Raw genomic sequence first — 12,728 nt, forward strand, 5'->3', positions numbered from 1 at the left:
GCCTCGCGGGCGCGCTGGACTGAGGAGCACGGTGCCGGTGAAAACGGGTGCGCGGCTGCCGGTGGCGTTGCGAGGGTATGACCGAGGCCAGGTGGACCAGCTGCTCGGGCGGATCGCACGAGCGCTGAACGGCGGGCCGCCACTGTCCGCGGACGAGGTTCGCGCCGCCCGGTTCGACATCGTCCTGCGGGGCTATGAGCAGCGCGCTGTGGACGAACTGGTGCGCGAGTGCATCAGAGAACTTCAGACCACCGCTCCCTACGACGAGCGTCCGGGTCGCCCTCGCGTCCACCCCGGCTGGTTGGTCAACTGGATCCAGAACGCACGCTTCTCGGGTGCGGGTCTCCGCTCGGGTTATGACGTACGCGACGTGGATGCGTTCCTGGATCGTGTGGTCGCCGGCCTGCGCGGTTCCGCCCCGCCGGTGACGGCCCGTGATGTGCGGGAAAGTGCGTTCCGGGTCGTCCGGCTCGGGCCCGGTTATGACGAGCAGGAGGTCGACCGGTTCCTCGTCCAGCTCGCGGGGGCCCTGGAGCGCCGCTGAGTTATCCACAATTCGGCGGGGGACTGGCGCACGGCGCCGGGGCGCGCGACGCTACGTGACATGGATCACTTCGATGCGCAACGGCGGCGACTGCGCTCCCTGTTCGGCCTCTTCTTCGCTCCCGAGGTCACCGCCGCACTGCTTCCCCTGGCCCGTCCCGCGCTGCGGCTTGGGGGCGAAGGCGCGGTGAGCGTTCACCTCGGTGGCCCCCCGCTGCTTCCGCCGGGCGAACGCTGGCCCGAATGGGAGGGGCGGCCGCTCGACTTCCTGGGCGCCGTCGACTTCGCCGACCTCGCCGTGCTCGGCGACATCCCCGGGTTGCCCGCCACGGGGATGGCCGCCTTCTACTACGCGAGCGAGGCACCTCGTCCGTGGGGCGATGCGGCAGGCCAGCGTGACGGCTGGCGCGTCTTCACCGGCGAGTTGCAGGAGACCAGCACGCCACCTGGTGCTCCCCGGTACCCGCAGTGCGTCCTCGGGGCCGCCCCGTTCCTGTCGCTGCCCTCCCCGCAAGAACCCGTCGTCCGCCGCTTGGAACAGGCCTACAGCGGCTGCCTGCACGTGTACGAGCAACTCCACGCAGCTTGGTCACAGCACGCCTGGCCCGACGACACACCCGTCCATCAGTTGGGCGGCTGGCCCGCGCTCGTCCAGCGCCCGATCGGTCCTGACTGCCTGTACGCCTCGTCCGGCCGTGACCTCGACTCCCTCCGACCCGTCGAACTTTCCCCAGAAGACGAAGCCATCGTGGACGAATGGCGTCTGCTGCTCCAACTCGACTCAGACACACGTCTCGGATGGCACTGGGGCGACCCAGGCCGCGTCTACTTCTGCGCCCGAGATGACGAACCCCTGGAGCGAACATGGCTGACCGTTCAGGCCACCTGACGGTTGCGGCTCGGCCGACTACGCCGCGCAGAACTCGTTGCCCTCGGGGTCCTGCATGATCCACCAGTGCCCGGCAGGCCCCCGGTCGACCTCGCGGACGCGAGTCGCTCCCAACGCTTCCAACCGGTCCACCAGCTTCTCAAGGCCGCCGGGCTCGCTGTGGATGTCGATGTGCAGGCGATTCTTGCCGGACTTGCCCTCGGGCACATCCTGGAAGAGCAGCCGCCTGCCGTGGCCGACGCCGCTGGCCTCGTCGAAGGGGTCTTCGGGGTGGCGGACCGCGGCGTAGCCCCGGAAGGTCTTGTGACCGCGATGTTCGAGGACCGCCCCCTCACCGATCTGGCCGGCGGCCAGCAACTGCTCGACAAGCGTGCTGGGATCCTCCACCTCGTAGTCCAGGGCCGCGGCCCAGAAGTCCGCGAGGGAGGGCGCGTCCGTGCTGTCGATGACCAGTTTCCAACTCAGAACCATGTAACCAGTATTACTAGTTACATGAATCACTCGCAACCATGACACTGGGTGCCAGTAGCGGTGTCGCCCACCGGGGCCGCTATGCCCTGAGCTCCATCGTGTATGACCCGCATCCTGGCCCTTCGACCAGACAGTTGACCGCCCGCTGCACCCGTGCCGGCGAGGTGCGCCCCGTTGATGGTGCCTTGCGGGTCCGGCGCCGCCCTGGTGCGCGGTGATCACATCCTTCCGACGCGTCCCAAGATCACCCCGAAGGATCACTTGGTGCTGCACCCTTGAGGGAGGCCTTAGTGGCGGAGGCGGGGAAGCGCCGCATAGGCGATGCCGGCTGCTGCTGTCCAGAGAAGCAGGTGGAGGGCCAGGGCGGGGAAGCCGGAGACGAACGCTTCGGAGCCGTCGTGGGCGGTGCGGAGCCACTCGATCATGGGGATGGAGAGCCATGAGAGCCGGCCGAGACCGAGGAGGATCAGGGCCGCCGCTCCGCCGAGCAGCGCCAGGAGGGAGACGCCGGGATCTGTGAGGACGGCTCGGCTCGTCCAGGCGCCGAGGAGGGTGCCGGAGGCGGCGACGAGTGCGGAGAGGGCGAGGCCGGTCAGGATCGCCTTGCCCGGCGATTCGGCCAGAATCGCCTGGAAGAGGGGGACGGCCAGTGCGAGAAGGCCGAGACAGAGGTTGACCGCGTACGCCGCCAGCAACCCGGCCCATGTGGGTGTGGAGGGGCGGCGTGCGGCGGTGGCCGTCAGTGCGCGTTGCTCGTCCGGCTGTGTGTCCAGTAGGGCGCGCGCTGTCCAGGCCCAGATGGGGAACATGAAGGCGGCGACGTCACCGAGGGTGCCGACGGCGAGATCGCCCGCCTCCGGCCCGCTCGGCCCCTGGAGGAGGATCAGCGCCACGACGAGGGCGATGACGATCAGAGGGTGCAGCACGCGCAGCGAACGGAGGTAACCGGAGATCTGGAAGCGGGCCAGTGCGATCACCGGGGCCTCCGTACTTCGTGACCGTCCGCGCGGAGCTTGGTCTCCACGGCGTCGGCCTCGTGCTTGGGCACGATGACCTCCAGGAGAGTCCATTCGACCGCTTCGGAGGCGAGGTGGGTCACGGTGCCGTCGGCCACGCGCAGGCGGTCGATGTCGGGAAGCGCCTCGATGCAGCGCTGGTGATCGCTGACCACCACCGTCGTTCCCGCGGCGGCGAGGTCGGCGATCAAGGACGGGAGGGCGCCGCGGGTGGCGGCGTCCAGGCCGGCGAAGGGCTCGTCCAGGATGAGGAGGGACGGGGCGTCCAGCAGGGCTTGGGCGATGCCGACCTTCTGGGCGCTGCCCTTGGACAGTTCGCCCAAGCGGACGCTGAGAAGGTGCTCGAAACCGAGGCGTTCTGCCCATTCGTCCACAGCGGAGCGGGGTACCCGGCGGATCGCGGCCATGTGATTCAGGTACGAGCGGACGACGAACGGCTGGTCCACGGGGAACCGTTCGGGCGCATAGCCCACGCGGCTCGGCCTGTCCTTGATGACGCCCTTGCGCGGAGTGCGCAGCCCCGCGATCAGCCGGAGCAGGGTGGATTTTCCCGCGCCGTTGCGTCCGGTCACCTCGGTCACCCGGCCTGGGGGGAGGGAGAGGGTGACGTCCTTGAGCACCCAGGGATCCTTCCGGTGATAGCGGAAGGCGATGCTTTCAAGCCGCATAGGCAACGGACGGTAGCGACGCTGTCGTAAGGGTGGCGTTAACCCAAGCGGGTGCGGAGGGACACGAGAATGTGGGCATGGGTGCTTCTGCGGCAGGTGCGGGGTGTGTGTTCTGCGAGATCGTGAAAGGCGAGCGGCCGGCGCACATTGTGCTCGACGTACCTGACGCGGTGGCGTTCTTGGATACGCGGCCGTTGTTCAAGGGGCACACGTTGCTGGTCCCGCGCGTGCACTACGAGACGCTCGGGGACCTGCCATCCGACCTGCTGGGACCCTTCTTCGGCCAGGCGCAGCGGTTGGCGGGAGCGATGGAGTCCGTGCTCGGCTCGGCGGGGTCGTTCGTGGCGATGAACAACCGGGTGAGTCAGAGTGTGCCGCACCTGCATGTTCATGTTGTCCCGCGGAACCGCAAGGACGGTCTGCGAGGCTTCTTCTGGCCACGGCAGAAGTACGCATCCGAGGTCGAAACGGCCGAGTACGCAGCGCGTCTGGCGGCTGCGATGGTGTAGGGCCCTTGAGGCGCCGCGCAGTGGTTCGACGGCGCCCGTGGGTCCTGAAGGCCGGGTGGCCGCACAGGGTGTCTGGGGATCGGTGGGCAGTACGGCCGGAGTTGACGTGATGGGCGTTGGGGTGAGTGGGTCTGCCGGCAAGGCCCGGCTAAGGCCTTGCCGGGGGGTCAGCCTAGGGCCGCCACTATGGCCACGTAGGGTTCGGCTGCTTCGGTCTCGGGTGGGGTGGGGTCGGTGCCCGCTAGGGCGGCAGCGTGTTCGTAGAGGTCGCGTTCTGCCCGGTCTAGGGCCGCGGACAGCACGTACTCGGGGACCGTCCAGCCGATCAGCTCGGCCGCCTTGCGGATCACGAGGTTCTGTTCCGTGGACGTCTGGAAACCGATGTGATCGGTGGCGGGAAGGTCCTGGCGAACCGACTCAGACATGGCCGGTCTCCTTCCTTGCAGCACTTAGAAAGTACGTCGGGCGGAGTGGCCTGGACATCCCCTTTAAGGACGAGAATCGGTGCGGGTGCGGTGGGTCAGCGGGCGCCCCAGGAGTAGGTCTGCTTGCGCAGCTTGAGATAGACGTAACTTTCAGTGGACACGACGCCGGGGACCGCGCGGATGCGGCCGAGGAGCTCCAGGAGGTGCCCGTCGTCCGCGCAGACGAGTTCGAGCAGGATGTCGAAGGAGCCGGCGGTGATGACCACGTAGTCGATCTCGGTGATGGCGGCGAGCCCGTCGGCGATCTCCTCCAGGTCGCCATCGCATCTGACGCCGATCATCAGCTGCCGGGAGAAACCGAGCATGAGGGGGTCGGTGACGCCGACGATCTGCATGACTCCGCTGTCGAGTAGTTTCTGGACACGTTGGCGGACGGCGGCCTCGGAGAGTCCGACCGCCTTGCCGATGGCGGCGTAGGAACGCCGGCCGTCCTGCTGGAGCTGCTCGATGATCTGCTTGGCGGTCTCGTCGAGCGGGACGGCGGAAGAGCCCCGGCGGGTGGGCGGCAAGGCCGTCATCGTTGGTCTCCTTGCGGCATCGGGAGTGAATCGCATTCAGATCAAGTGAATCGGTCGCGAATGATGATCGTAACAACGGAATCACTTGTACTGAAGCGGGATCCTCTGTAAGGGTCGGGCTGACAGGGACACTTCGGGCGAGAGCCCGGGAGGGATCGAGGATGAGCCGACTGCGCAACTTCATCGGCGGCGAACACACGGACGCGAAGGGCGGGCGGACCCTGGAGGTGGTCGATCCCAGCACCGGCGAGGCGTACGCGGAGGTGCCCGTGTCCGGGCCTGAGGACGTCGACGCCGCGTTCCGGGCGGCGGCGGGTGCTTTCCCCGGGTGGCGGGACGCGACGCCGGGGGAGCGGAGCCTGGCCATGCTGCGGTTCGCGGACGCGGTGGAGGCACGTGCGGGGGACCTCGTCGAGGCGGAGAGCCGGGACACCGGCAAGCCCCTTCAGCTGACCCTGGACGAGGAGGTGCCGCCGATGGTGGACAACCTCCGGTTCTTCGCGGGCGCCTCTCGGGTGCTGGAGGGACGGGCGTCGGGCGAGTACATGGCGGACCACACGTCCTCGATCCGGCGCGAGCCGATCGGGGTGTGCGCCCAGGTGACGCCCTGGAACTACCCGATGATGATGGCTGTCTGGAAGATCGGGCCCGCACTGGCCGCGGGCAACACGGTCGTGCTCAAGCCGTCCGAGACGACGCCCGCGACCACGCTGATGCTGGCCGAGATCGCGGCGGAGTTCCTGCCGCCGGGGGTGTTCAACGTCGTGTGCGGTGACCGGGACACCGGTCGAGCGCTCGTCGACCATCCGACGCCGCAGATGGTGTCGATCACCGGCAGCGTGCGCGCGGGGATGGAGGTCGCCGCGGCCGCGGCCAAGGACCTCAAGCGGGTGCACCTGGAGCTGGGCGGCAAGGCGCCCGTCGTCGTCTTCGATGACGCGGACGTGGAGTCGGCGGCGGCGGGCATAGCCGAGGCCGGGTACTTCAACGCCGGACAGGACTGCACGGCGGCCACGCGGGTCCTGGTCGCCGACCGGCTGCACGACGATTTCGCCACGGCGCTCACCGAGGCCGCCAAGGCGACGGCGGTCGGGCCCCCGAGTGACACGGAGGCGTACTACGGCCCGGTGAACAACGCGGGGCAGCTTGAGCGCGTCCAAGGGTTCCTCGATCGGATCCCCGAGCACGCGCGGGTCCTGACCGGGGGCAAGCGGGTCGGGGAGCGCGGGTACTTCTTCGCCCCGACGGTCGTCGGCGGGCTTCGCCAGGACGACGAGATGGTGCAGAACGAGGTGTTCGGCCCCGTCATCACCGTGCAGAGCTTCTCGGACGAGCGGCAGGCCGTCGAGTGGGCGAACGGTGTGAAGTACGGTCTGGCAGCGAGTGTCTGGACGCGCGACCACGGACGGGCCATGCGGATGACCAGGGCTCTGGATTTCGGTGCGGTGTGGGTGAACACCCATATCCCCCTGGTGTCGGAGATGCCGCACGGTGGCTTCAAGCATTCCGGCTACGGCAAGGACATGTCGATGTACGGAATCGAGGACTACACGCGCGTCAAGCACGTGATGCACTACATCGGCGGCTGACCGCCCCGACCCTGTGAAGGAACCCCCGGCCATGACCGAGACCAAGTCCGCCCCGGCACGCGAGGAGCCGGATCACGCGGTTCCCGCCATCGAGCTCGCGGGTGTGGAGAAGGCGTACCACGCCTATGGCGAGACGATCGCGGCGGTCCGCGGTCTCGACCTGACCATCGCGCAGGGGGAGTTCTTCTCCCTTCTGGGGCCGTCCGGCTGCGGCAAGACCACGACCATGCGGATGATCGGCGGGTTCGAGGAGCCGAGCGTCGGCGAGGTCTACCTGCATGGGCGCAACGTCACAGGTGTGCCCGCAAACCGGCGTGACGTGAACATGATGTTCCAGTCGTACGCGCTGTTCCCGCACATGAACGTTTTCGAGAATGTCGCGTTCGGTCTGCGCCGGCGCGGCGTCCCGAGAGGCGAGATCAAGGCGCGGGTGGGCGAGATGCTGGACATCGTCGATCTGGCCGGACGGGAGCGGAGCCGTCCGGCTGAGCTGTCCGGCGGGCAGCAGCAGCGGGTGGCGCTGGCGCGCGCCCTGGTCAACCGGCCGCGCGCCCTGCTGCTGGACGAGCCGTTGGGCGCGCTCGACCTGAAGCTCCGCCAGGCCATGCAGGTCGAGCTGAAGCACATCCAGCGGGAGGTCGGCATCACGTTCCTGTACGTGACACACGATCAGGGTGAGGCGCTCACCATGTCCGACCGCATCGCGGTCATGAACGACGGGCTGATCGAACAGCTGGGGACGCCCAGGGAGATCTACGAGCATCCGGCGACGCGGTTCGTGGCCGGGTTCATCGGGACGTCCAACCTGCTGGGCGGCGAGGTCGCGGGGGTCGACTCGACGACCGCGGTGATCTCCTATGGCCGGGACGGGCGGATCGAGGTGCCGGTGCGGGACGGTGTGGAGGTCGCGGCGGGGGAGCGGTTGGAGTTGACCGTCCGGCCGGAGAAGATCGGCATCGGCCGGGGCAGGCCGGTGGACGGGCTGTGCGGTGTCCGGGGCACGGTGACCGAGGTGGTCTACCGCGGGACGTCGACCAGCTACAACGTGACGACGTCCGCGGGCGCCGACGTTGTGGTGTTCTCGCAGAACACCACCTCTGCTGACGACATCGCCGCCCGAGGGGACGATGTGTGGCTGTCGTGGGATCCGCGCCACTCGTACGCACTGGGGGCATCCAGTGAGTGACATCGACCCCGCTTTCCGGCGCGGACTTACTCGGCCGCGTATGGCACGCTCCACTGTTTCGCGTCGGCGTGCCGTCCAACTGCTGGGCGCAGGGTTCGCCCTAGCGGCGTGTGGTGTGGAGGGGCGAGGCGCCAAGGGGCAGGTCAGTCAGAGCGACGTCCAGGAGTATTGGTCGGGCAGGGCCAGGACCGGGAAGTTGAGCTGGGCGAACTGGCCTGGCTACATGCAGGACGACCACGAGACCATCAAGGCGTTCGAGAAAGCCACCGGCATCAAGGTGACCTACAAGGAGGTCATCCAAGAGACGGGGCCGTGGTTCGGCAAGATCCAGGCACCGCTGGCGGCCGGGCAGTCGATCGGCTTCGACCTGATGGTCATGACGAACGGGATCCAGCTGGAGAAGTGCCGGCAGCTCGGCTACCTGGCACCGCTCGACCCGTCACGGCTGGGGAACTTCGCCGCGAACGCCGGTCCGGGCTTCAAGAACCCGTCCTACGACCCGGGCAACGCGTTCACGGTGCCCTACCAGTCGGGCATCACCGGGATTGCCTACAACACCAAGTACATCAAGGACGAGATCACCAGCATCGCCCAATTGTTCGACGCCCGGTACAAGGGCAGGGTCGGCATGATGGGAGACTCGCAGGAGCTCGGTAGTTTCGGAATGCTCCTGCTGGGTGTCGACCCGGAGAAGTCGACACTGGCCGACTGGGAGAGGGCCGCCGCCAAGCTCCGCGAGCAACGCGACCGGGGGATCGTTCGCAAGTACTACAGGCAGGACTACGTCGACGCGGTCAGCAAGGGCGACGTGTGGCTCAGCATGGCGTGGTCGGGTGACGTCTACAGTCTCACCAGCCCGGACGTGCGGTTCGTGGTGCCCGAGGAAGGCGGCACGCTCTGGACGGACAACATGTGCATCCCGAAGACCGCCGAGAACCCCGTGGACGCGCTGACCCTGATGGACTGGCTCTACGTCCCGGCGAACAACGCACCGTTGACCGAGTTCGTCAACTACATCACGCCGGTCCCGGCGACGAAACAGATCATCGCGGCGGACGCGGCGAAGGCCACCGGTGACGACAGGAAGGACCTGACCAGGCTGAGCACCAGCCCGCTGGTGTTCCCGTCCGAGACGGACCTGGCCCGGTTGCGGCGCTATCGGCGGCTCACCCAGGCGGAGGAGACCCAGTACCAGAAGGTCTTTGAACCCATCGCCAAGGGTTCGTGATGGCCAGGCGGGGGAGGCTCGCGCCCTATCTGATGGTTCTGCCAGGCGGGTTGTGGCTGACGGCCTTCTTCGCCGTTCCGCTGGTGCTGATGGTGTCGCTGTCATTGCAGACCGGAAATCTCGTCGACGGGTTCCGGCAGACGGTCCATTGGCAGAACTACAGCGAGAGCCTCGACACCTACGGCTATCTGTTCGTCCGGTCGCTCTGGTACGGGCTGCTGGCGACGGTCGCGTGTCTGGCACTGGCCTACCCGGCGGCGTACTGGATCGCGTTCCGGGGCGCCCGCAACAAGACGACGTACCTGTTCCTCCTGCTGCTGCCGTACTTCGTGTCGTTCGTGCTCAGGACGGTCTCGTGGAAGCTCGTCCTGACCGACAACGGGCCGATCCTCGGGCCGCTGCGCGACCACGGGATCCTGCCGCCGGGTTTCCACGTCCTGGACACCGGGTTCGCGGTCGTGTCCGGGCTGGCCTACAACTTCCTGCCCTTCATGGTGCTGCCGATCTACGTGGCGCTGGAGCGGATCGACCAGCGGCTGGTGGAGGCCGCCTACGACCTCTACGCGAGCCGCGCGCAGGCGTTCGGGCGGGTGATCCTGCCGTTGTCGTTGCCGGGTGTCTTCGCCGGTGTGATCATGACGTTCGCGCCGATGTCGGCGGACTACGTCAACGCCGAGGTGCTCGGTGGCCCCGGCAACACCATGATCGGCAACGTGATCCAGTCGGAGTACTTCGACAACGGCGCCTACCCGGTCGCGTCCGCGCTGTCGTTCGTGCTGATGGCGATCCTGCTGCTCGGCATCTTCGCCTACGCGCGGGCCCTCGGCGCCCGGGACGTGCTGGGCGTGGCGGGACGATGACGACCCGTACGCGTACCCCGGCGCGCCGCCCTGTCCGGCGGCTCCGGACTCGACGGTTCTCCGGCCTGCACGTCTACACCCTGTTGCTGATCGCGTGGCTGCTGCTGCCGGTCGCGATCATGATCATGTTCGGGTTCAACGACACCCACGGCAAGCAGAACTTCCGGTGGGAGGGCTTCACGCTCACGTGGTACGCCCACCTGCTCGACAAGAACGATCTCACCACCGCCGTCGTCAACTCGCTGACGATCGCGCTGCTCAGCACGTGCGTCACCACCGTCATCGGGACGTTCGCCGGGCTCGCGCTCGGCCGGTACCGGTTCCGCGGCCGGGGCACGACGAGCCTCCTGCTGTTCATGGTGATCTCCTGCCCGGAGATCGTGATGGGCGCCTCGCTGCTGTCGATGTTCGTCACGTTCAACCTGCCGCGCGGCTACCTGACGATCCTGGCCTCGCACGTGATGTTCTCGATCGCGTTCGTGGCCGTGACCGTCCGCGCCCGCGTGGTGGGCCTCGATCCGGCCGTGGAGGAGGCCGCGCGGGACCTCGGCGCCGGGCCGTGGACACGGTTCCGGCTGGTCACGCTACCGATGATCATGCCGGGGGTGGTGGCGGGGGCGCTGCTGGCGTTCGTGCTGTCCATCGACGACTTCGTCATCACCGACTTCACCGGCGGCGCGACGGTGACGTTCCCGCTGTGGATCTACGGTTCGACACGGACGGGTATGCCACCGCAGGTCAACGTGATGGGCACCCTCATCTTCGCCGTCGGCGCGCTGGTCGCCGCGGTGGCGGCGCGGCGCACCGCCCGCGCGTCCGGCTGAGGCGCCGCGAGCGGTGGACGCGCCGCGCGGACGCTCGTTCAGTCGAGTGCCTGGTAGACGGACGTCCAGAAGTCGGCGTAGAGGTGGGAGGCGTTCGGCGGCATCGGTCGCTGCGTCAACAGGATCGCGATCAGGTCCTCGGCCGGGTCGTTCGCCCAGGACGTGCCGAAGCCGCCGTCCCAGCCGTAGCGGCCTGGGGTGGCGTACAGCTCGTCGCGGCGCAGGACGACCGACACGCCGAAGCCCCAGCCGCGGGCCGTACCGAGGGCGGCGGCGTGCTGCCCGGCCGCCAGCTGGTCGGTGGTCATCAATTCGACCGCCGGACGCGACAGCAGGCGCACGCCGTCGTGCGTGCCGCCACCGGCCAGCATCCGGGCGAACGCGAGGTAGTCACCGGCGGTGGAGACCAGCCCCGCCGCGCCGTCGGGGAGTGCGGGCGGACGGCTCCAGGCGCCGTCGACGCCGTCGGCGAGGGTGAGCGCGCCGTCCTGGTCTTCGAACGAGCAGGCGTCGGCGAGGCGGTCGCGGTCGGCGGCGGGGACGTGGAAGCCGGTGTCCCGCATGCCCAGCGGCTCGAACACGCGCTCACGCAGGAACACCTCCAACGGACGGCTGGTGGCGCGTTCTAGGAGGATGCCGAGGATCGTCGATCCCGTGGTGTACAGCCAGCGTTCCCCAGGCTGATGCAGGAGCGGAAGGGTCCCGACGTTACGGAGCCACTCGTCCGCTGTGTGGGGCGCGTCCGGACGCGGAGGTCCGAAGCCCATGAGATCCATCTCGCGCACAGCATCGTCGAACGAAGTGCCGAACGTGGAACCGTCCAGGGCAATGCCCAGGCCGCAGCGGAAGTCGAGCAGGTCCCGGACGATGATGGGGCGTACGGCGGGCACGGTGTCGTCCAGGGGGGCGTCTGGGCGACGCAGGACGCGGCGACCGGACAGCTCAGGGAGGAGACCGTCCACCGGGTCGTCCAGCCGCAGGATGCACTCCTCGACGAGCATCAGCGCCGCCGCGGCGACGACGGGCTTGGTCATCGAGGTGATCCGGAAAATGGTGTCCGGACGCATCGGGGTGCCCGTTCCGATCGAAGCACTGCCGATCGAAGCGCTGCCGAGCGCCTCAAGATGCGTTTCGCCGTGCCGGGCCACGAGCGTGACGACGCCCGGCACCGCGCCCCGTTCGATGTGGCCCGTCATCGTCTCGCGTATCCGGCCGAGCCGCGTTTTGGAGAAGGTCATGGTCCCCGCTCCCTCCCTGGTCTGTGCTGAAGTTGACCTGGCGGAGCGGCGGAACTCACCGGAGATCAGTCGGGGGACTCGTCGATCGTGCCGAAGATGACCGACGAGACCTCCAGGTAGAGCTGCTCCGGATACGGCATGAAGCCGACGTTGCGGAGTGCCTGCTTCTGGCCCGCCGACTCCATGACGAACTCCCCGTACCCGAGCATCCGCCCGGCGACGGAGCGTTCGAGGGCGATGTCGGTGACCTTCGCCAGCGGCATCATCGCGACGTTGCGGTTGAGGATGCCGCTGATCAGCATCACCCGGTGCTCGGTGACCAGGAAGAACTCGATCGACCAGGCGAGGACCTTCCAGACCAGGTAGCCGAGCGCGATGAGCCACAGCCACCAGACCCAGAAGGAGCCGGAGACGGCGTTGGCGGCACCGCACGCGATGAGCCCCGCCACCACGATCCCCACGGGCATGATCAGCACGGCCGGGTGCCGGCGCACCGCGATGACCCGTCCCTCGTAGGACATCAGATACTTGTCGACGGTCCGCGACGAGTTGTCGCGGTGCACCATCATGTCCTGCAGATTCACGGTGGCGTCCTCGTCATGATCTGGTTGCCTCAACCGTAGCCGACCGGACGTCGCCGCTGCAGGGCCCGTACGGTAAGGGCGGGCGAGCTTTTGCGGCCTTGTGCGCGCGAGATCGGCGGC

The 12,728-nt window shown here is 68.2% G+C and carries 15 protein-coding genes; 8 read left to right on the top strand and 7 right to left on the bottom strand.

Annotated features, from left to right (window positions below; all coding sequences use genetic code 11):
- Window positions 1-31 precede the first annotated feature (31 nt).
- Window positions 32-544: a DivIVA domain-containing protein gene (locus tag AMA02S_RS23640; protein ID WP_169806877.1), complete on the top strand. Its 513-nt coding sequence runs from the start codon at window positions 32-34 to the stop codon at window positions 542-544.
- Between the two features lie 60 nt (window positions 545-604).
- Complete coding sequence (locus AMA02S_RS23645) at window positions 605-1,432, top strand: DUF1963 domain-containing protein (RefSeq protein WP_067461574.1); 828 nt, start codon at window positions 605-607, stop codon at window positions 1,430-1,432.
- 18 nt (window positions 1,433-1,450) lie between these two features.
- Here AMA02S_RS23645 and AMA02S_RS23650 read toward each other — a convergent pair whose 3' ends face one another.
- The 3 genes from AMA02S_RS23650 to AMA02S_RS23660 form a co-directional block, all read right to left on the bottom strand.
- Window positions 1,451-1,903 carry a VOC family protein gene (locus tag AMA02S_RS23650; protein WP_067461575.1) on the bottom strand — a complete coding sequence of 151 codons (453 nt, stop codon included), beginning with the start codon at window positions 1,901-1,903 and terminating at the stop codon, window positions 1,451-1,453.
- 287 nt (window positions 1,904-2,190) lie between these two features.
- Window positions 2,191-2,880: a hypothetical protein gene (locus AMA02S_RS23655; protein WP_067461576.1), complete on the bottom strand. Its 690-nt coding sequence runs from the start codon at window positions 2,878-2,880 to the stop codon at window positions 2,191-2,193.
- Window positions 2,877-3,587, bottom strand: a complete 711-nt coding sequence (locus AMA02S_RS23660; RefSeq protein ID WP_067461577.1) for an ATP-binding cassette domain-containing protein — start codon at window positions 3,585-3,587, stop codon at window positions 2,877-2,879. The genes AMA02S_RS23655 and AMA02S_RS23660 overlap by 4 nt, the downstream gene beginning before the upstream one ends.
- Before the next feature lie 77 nt (window positions 3,588-3,664).
- Between AMA02S_RS23660 and AMA02S_RS23665 the strand changes: the two genes are divergently transcribed.
- Window positions 3,665-4,096: an HIT family protein gene (locus AMA02S_RS23665; RefSeq protein WP_067461578.1), complete on the top strand. Its 432-nt coding sequence runs from the start codon at window positions 3,665-3,667 to the stop codon at window positions 4,094-4,096.
- Window positions 4,097-4,263: 167 nt separating this feature from the next.
- Here the strand turns inward: AMA02S_RS23665 and AMA02S_RS23670 are convergent, their stop codons facing one another.
- Window positions 4,264-4,521 carry a type II toxin -antitoxin system TacA 1-like antitoxin gene (locus AMA02S_RS23670; RefSeq protein ID WP_067461579.1) on the bottom strand — a complete coding sequence of 86 codons (258 nt, stop codon included), beginning with the start codon at window positions 4,519-4,521 and terminating at the stop codon, window positions 4,264-4,266.
- A 95-nt stretch (window positions 4,522-4,616) separates the two neighbouring features.
- Window positions 4,617-5,099 carry an Lrp/AsnC family transcriptional regulator gene (locus AMA02S_RS23675; protein WP_067461580.1) on the bottom strand — a complete coding sequence of 161 codons (483 nt, stop codon included), beginning with the start codon at window positions 5,097-5,099 and terminating at the stop codon, window positions 4,617-4,619.
- 161 nt (window positions 5,100-5,260) lie between these two features.
- Between AMA02S_RS23675 and AMA02S_RS23680 the strand changes: the two genes are divergently transcribed.
- Genes AMA02S_RS23680 through AMA02S_RS23700 form a run of 5 tightly spaced genes read left to right on the top strand, consistent with a single transcriptional unit; the run spans window position 5,261 to window position 10,786 of the window.
- The gene (locus AMA02S_RS23680) at window positions 5,261-6,688 is read left to right on the top strand and encodes a gamma-aminobutyraldehyde dehydrogenase (RefSeq protein WP_067461581.1); all 1,428 of its coding nucleotides are present in this window, start codon (window positions 5,261-5,263) and stop codon (window positions 6,686-6,688) included.
- A 31-nt stretch (window positions 6,689-6,719) separates the two neighbouring features.
- Window positions 6,720-7,874, top strand: coding sequence for an ABC transporter ATP-binding protein (locus AMA02S_RS23685; protein WP_067461582.1), 1,155 nt, complete (start codon window positions 6,720-6,722; stop codon window positions 7,872-7,874).
- 40 nt (window positions 7,875-7,914) lie between these two features.
- A complete protein-coding gene (locus tag AMA02S_RS23690) occupies window positions 7,915-9,102 on the top strand; it encodes a polyamine ABC transporter substrate-binding protein (RefSeq protein ID WP_067461583.1) in 1,188 nt (395 codons plus the stop codon).
- Window positions 9,102-9,962 (top strand): ABC transporter permease, encoded by an 861-nt coding sequence (locus AMA02S_RS23695; RefSeq protein ID WP_067461584.1) that lies wholly within the window; start codon window positions 9,102-9,104, stop codon window positions 9,960-9,962. Before AMA02S_RS23690 ends, AMA02S_RS23695 begins: the two co-directional genes overlap by 1 nt.
- The gene (locus AMA02S_RS23700) at window positions 9,959-10,786 is read left to right on the top strand and encodes an ABC transporter permease (RefSeq protein WP_067461585.1); all 828 of its coding nucleotides are present in this window, start codon (window positions 9,959-9,961) and stop codon (window positions 10,784-10,786) included. Before AMA02S_RS23695 ends, AMA02S_RS23700 begins: the two co-directional genes overlap by 4 nt.
- 38 nt (window positions 10,787-10,824) lie before the next feature.
- On the opposite strand, the gene AMA02S_RS23705 is transcribed toward AMA02S_RS23700, so the two are convergent.
- Window positions 10,825-12,024: a serine hydrolase domain-containing protein gene (locus tag AMA02S_RS23705; RefSeq protein WP_067461586.1), complete on the bottom strand. Its 1,200-nt coding sequence runs from the start codon at window positions 12,022-12,024 to the stop codon at window positions 10,825-10,827.
- 65 nt (window positions 12,025-12,089) lie between these two features.
- A complete protein-coding gene (locus tag AMA02S_RS23710; protein ID WP_169806881.1) occupies window positions 12,090-12,590 on the bottom strand; it encodes a PH domain-containing protein in 501 nt (166 codons plus the stop codon).
- Window positions 12,591-12,728 lie beyond the last annotated feature (138 nt).

Origin of the sequence: Actinomadura macra NBRC 14102 (assembly GCF_001552215.1) — a bacterium.
Taxonomy (GTDB): domain Bacteria; phylum Actinomycetota; class Actinomycetes; order Streptosporangiales; family Streptosporangiaceae; genus Spirillospora; species Spirillospora macra.

What these genes read in the sequence shown, in the direction of transcription:
- AMA02S_RS23705 (WP_067461586.1), bottom strand. Translation starts at nt 12,024, where the DNA reads ATGACCTTCTCCAAAACGCGGCTCGGCCGGATACGCGAGACGATGACG.
- AMA02S_RS23650 (WP_067461575.1), bottom strand. Translation starts at nt 1,903, where the DNA reads ATGGTTCTGAGTTGGAAACTGGTCATCGACAGCACGGACGCGCCCTCC.
- AMA02S_RS23660 (WP_067461577.1), bottom strand. Translation starts at nt 3,587, where the DNA reads ATGCGGCTTGAAAGCATCGCCTTCCGCTATCACCGGAAGGATCCCTGG.
- AMA02S_RS23665 (WP_067461578.1), top strand. Translation starts at nt 3,665, where the DNA reads ATGGGTGCTTCTGCGGCAGGTGCGGGGTGTGTGTTCTGCGAGATCGTG.
- AMA02S_RS23695 (WP_067461584.1), top strand. Translation starts at nt 9,102, where the DNA reads ATGGCCAGGCGGGGGAGGCTCGCGCCCTATCTGATGGTTCTGCCAGGC.
- AMA02S_RS23685 (WP_067461582.1), top strand. Translation starts at nt 6,720, where the DNA reads ATGACCGAGACCAAGTCCGCCCCGGCACGCGAGGAGCCGGATCACGCG.
- AMA02S_RS23680 (WP_067461581.1), top strand. Translation starts at nt 5,261, where the DNA reads ATGAGCCGACTGCGCAACTTCATCGGCGGCGAACACACGGACGCGAAG.
- AMA02S_RS23645 (WP_067461574.1), top strand. Translation starts at nt 605, where the DNA reads ATGGATCACTTCGATGCGCAACGGCGGCGACTGCGCTCCCTGTTCGGC.
- AMA02S_RS23710 (WP_169806881.1), bottom strand. Translation starts at nt 12,590, where the DNA reads ATGGTGCACCGCGACAACTCGTCGCGGACCGTCGACAAGTATCTGATG.
- AMA02S_RS23700 (WP_067461585.1), top strand. Translation starts at nt 9,959, where the DNA reads ATGACGACCCGTACGCGTACCCCGGCGCGCCGCCCTGTCCGGCGGCTC.
- AMA02S_RS23690 (WP_067461583.1), top strand. Translation starts at nt 7,915, where the DNA reads ATGGCACGCTCCACTGTTTCGCGTCGGCGTGCCGTCCAACTGCTGGGC.
- AMA02S_RS23670 (WP_067461579.1), bottom strand. Translation starts at nt 4,521, where the DNA reads ATGTCTGAGTCGGTTCGCCAGGACCTTCCCGCCACCGATCACATCGGT.
- AMA02S_RS23675 (WP_067461580.1), bottom strand. Translation starts at nt 5,099, where the DNA reads ATGACGGCCTTGCCGCCCACCCGCCGGGGCTCTTCCGCCGTCCCGCTC.